At 69.7% G+C, this 228-nt stretch carries 1 pseudogene; it reads left to right on the forward strand.

The window, feature by feature from the left end:
• Window positions 1-228, forward strand: a pseudogene (locus tag FMEAI12_RS05045) (transposase); the annotation flags it as partial.

The raw sequence follows: 228 nt of genomic DNA on the forward strand, positions 1-228 counted from the left end.
AGAGCGCTGGGAGCGCACCGGCTGGTCACCCCCGGGGACCGTCCTGCGGTGGCACCGCCGCCTGATCACACGGACATGGACCCACACGCACCGGACGGGAGGGCCACCGATCAGCCAGGAGATCGCCACGCTGATCGAGCGGCTCGCGACCGAGAACCCGACGTGGGGCTACCAGCGAATCCAGGGCGAGCTCCTCAAACTCGGCCACCGGGTGAGCGCATCCACGAT

It is taken from the genome of Parafrankia sp. Ea1.12 (assembly GCF_900465275.1).
GTDB classification, from domain to species: Bacteria; Actinomycetota; Actinomycetes; order Frankiales; family Frankiaceae; genus Parafrankia; species Parafrankia soli.